This window comes from Streptomyces sporangiiformans, from assembly GCF_005768555.2.
Lineage (GTDB): Bacteria > Actinomycetota > Actinomycetes > Streptomycetales > Streptomycetaceae > Streptomyces > Streptomyces sporangiiformans.
The window spans coordinates 1-3,488 of record NZ_VCHX02000246.1; the positions used below are offsets into that span (position 1 = coordinate 1).

1 protein-coding gene is annotated in these 3,488 nt (G+C 68.7%); it reads left to right on the plus strand.

What is annotated here, in order from left to right; all coding sequences use genetic code 11:
* Positions 1-3,438 (plus strand): multifunctional oxoglutarate decarboxylase/oxoglutarate dehydrogenase thiamine pyrophosphate-binding subunit/dihydrolipoyllysine-residue succinyltransferase subunit (locus FGD71_RS35260; RefSeq protein ID WP_119104630.1); only part of this gene is annotated, 3,438 nt, incomplete at its 5' end.
* Between the last annotated feature and the right edge of the window lie 50 nt (positions 3,439-3,488).

Below are 3,488 nucleotides of genomic sequence, written 5' to 3' on the forward strand. Positions count from 1 at the left end.
CCGGCTCCGGCCAAGCCCGCAGCGGCCAAGCCGGCCGCCGCGAAGCCCGCTCCCGCGGCCGAGGCCCCGGGCGGACCCGAGTACGTGCCGCTGCGCGGCCCCTCCGCGGCCGTGGCGAAGAACATGAACGCCTCTCTGGAGCTGCCCACGGCCACGTCCGTGCGCGCGGTCCCGGTGAAGCTGCTCTTCGACAACCGCATCGTCATCAACAACCACCTGAAGCGCGCCCGGGGCGGGAAGATCTCCTTCACCCACCTCATCGGCTACGCGATGGTGCAGGCCATCAAGGCCATGCCGTCGATGAACTGGCACTACGCGGAGAAGGACGGGAAGCCCACCCTCGTCAAGCCGCCGCACGTCAACTTCGGCCTCGCGATCGACCTGGTGAAGCCCAACGGCGACCGCCAGCTCGTCGTCGCCGGCATCAAGAAGGCCGAGACCCTGAACTTCTTCGAGTTCTGGCAGGCCTACGAGGACATCGTCCGCCGCGCCCGCGACGGCAAGCTGACGATGGACGACTTCTCCGGCGTCACGGTCTCCCTGACCAACCCCGGCGGCCTCGGCACCGTGCACTCCGTGCCCCGCCTGATGCCCGGCCAGTCGGTCATCATGGGCGTCGGCTCGATGGACTACCCGGCCGAGTTCCAGGGCACCTCCCAGGACACCCTGAACAAGCTGGGCATCTCGAAGGTCATGACCCTGACCTCGACGTACGACCACCGGGTGATCCAGGGCGCCGCCTCCGGCGAGTTCCTGCGCATCGTCGCGAACCTGCTCCTCGGCGGGGAGGGCTTCTACGACGAGATCTTCGAGGCCCTGCGCATTCCGTACGAGCCGGTCCGCTGGCTCAAGGACATCGACGTCTCGCACGACGACGACGTCACCAAGGCCGCCCGTGTCTTCGAGCTGATCCACTCCTACCGGGTGCGCGGCCACGTCATGGCCGACACCGACCCGCTGGAGTACAAGCAGCGCAAGCACCCCGACCTGGACATCACCGAGCACGGGCTCACCCTGTGGGACCTGGAGCGCGAGTTCGCGGTCGGCGGTTTCGCGGGCAAGTCCCTGATGAAGCTGCGCGACATCCTCGGCGTGCTGCGCGACTCGTACTGCCGCACGACCGGCGTCGAGTTCATGCACATCCAGGACCCGAAGCAGCGCAAGTGGATCCAGGACCGCATCGAGCGCCCGCACAGCAAGCCGGAGCGCGAGGAGCAGCTGCGCATCCTGCGCCGCCTGAACGCGGCGGAGGCCTTCGAGACCTTCCTGCAGACGAAGTACGTCGGCCAGAAGCGCTTCTCCCTGGAGGGCGGCGAGTCCGTCATCCCGCTTCTCGACGCCGTGATCGACTCGGCGGCCGAGTCGCGCCTGGACGAGGTCGTCATCGGCATGGCCCACCGCGGCCGGCTGAACGTCCTCGCGAACATCGTCGGCAAGTCGTACGCGCAGATCTTCCGTGAGTTCGAGGGCAACCTCGACCCGAAGTCGATGCACGGCTCCGGCGACGTGAAGTACCACCTGGGAGCCGAGGGCACGTTCACGGGCCTGGACGGCGAGCAGATCAAGGTCTCGCTCACCGCCAACCCCTCGCACCTGGAGGCGGTCGACCCGGTCCTGGAGGGCGTCGCCCGTGCCAAGCAGGACATCATCGGCAAGGGCGGCACGGACTTCACGGTCCTGCCGATCGCCCTGCACGGCGACGCGGCCTTCGCGGGCCAGGGTGTGGTCGCCGAGACCCTGAACATGTCGCAGCTGCGCGGCTACCGCACGGGCGGCACGGTCCACGTCGTCATCAACAACCAGGTCGGCTTCACGGCGGCGCCCGAGTCCTCGCGTTCCTCGATGTACGCGACGGACGTGGCCCGCATGATCGAGGCGCCGATCTTCCACGTGAACGGCGACGACCCCGAGGCCGTCGTCCGCGTCGCTCGCCTGGCCTTCGAGTTCCGCCAGGCGTTCAACAAGGACGTCGTGATCGACCTCATCTGCTACCGCCGCCGCGGTCACAACGAGTCGGACAACCCGGCGTTCACGCAGCCGCTGATGTACGACCTGATCGACAAGAAGCGCTCGGTGCGCAAGCTCTACACCGAGTCGCTGATCGGCCGGGGCGACATCACGCTGGAAGAGGCCGAGCAGGCCCTCCAGGACTACCAGGGTCAGCTGGAGAAGGTCTTCACCGAGGTCCGCGAGGCCACCTCGCAGGCGGGCGAGACGCACGTCCCGGAGCCGCAGGCCGAGTTCCCGGTGGCCGTGAACACCGCGGTCACCCAGGAGGTCGTCAAGCGGATCGCCGAGTCGCAGGTCAACATCCCCGACCACATCACCGTGCACCCGCGTCTGCTGCCCCAGCTGCAGCGCCGCGCGGCCATGGTCGAGGACGGCACGATCGACTGGGGCATGGGCGAGACGCTCGCGATCGGCTCCCTGCTCCTCGAGGGCACGCCGGTCCGCCTGTCCGGCCAGGACTCCCGTCGCGGCACGTTCGGCCAGCGCCACGCGGTGCTGATCGACCGCGAGACGGGCGCCGACTTCACGCCGCTGCTGTACCTCTCCGAGGACCAGGCCCGCTTCAACGCCTATGACTCGCTGCTCTCCGAGTACGCGGCGATGGGCTTCGAGTACGGCTACTCGCTGGCGCGTCCCGAGTCCCTCGTGATGTGGGAGGCGCAGTTCGGTGACTTCGTCAACGGCGCGCAGACGGTCGTGGACGAGTTCATCTCGTCGGCGGAGCAGAAGTGGGGCCAGACGAGCGGTGTGACGCTGCTCCTCCCCCACGGCTACGAGGGCCAGGGCCCGGACCACTCGTCCGCCCGCCCGGAGCGTTTCCTCCAGCTCTGCGCCCAGAACAACATGACGGTCGCCATGCCGACCCTGCCGTCGAACTACTTCCACCTCCTGCGCTGGCAGGTGCACAACCCGCACCACAAGCCGCTGGTGGTCTTCACCCCGAAGTGGATGCTGCGCCTCAAGGCCGCGGCCTCCAAGACGGAGGAGTTCACGTCGGGCGGCTTCCGCCCGGTCATCGGCGACGAGTCGGTGGACCCGCAGGCGGTCCGCAAGGTCGTCTTCTGCGCGGGCAAGATCTACTACGAGCTGGACGCCGAGCGCCAGAAGCTCGGCGTGACGGACACGGCGATCATCCGCCTCGAGCGCCTGTACCCCCTGCCGGGTGCCGAGCTCCAGGGCGAGATCGCCAAGTACCCGAACGCCGAGAAGTACCTGTGGACCCAGGAAGAGCCGGCGAACCAGGGTGCCTGGCCGTTCATCGCCCTCAACCTGATCGACCACCTGGACCTGGCCGTCGGCGCGGACATCCCGCACGGCGAGCGCCTGCGCCGCATCTCGCGCCCGCACGGCTCGTCCCCGGCGGTCGGCTCGAAGAAGCGTCACGAGCAGGAGCAGGCCCAGCTGGTGCGCGACGTGTTCGAGGCCTGACCGGCCGCGGTACGCACGTGCGGAGGGCCCGGCCCGAGTCGCTACGACTC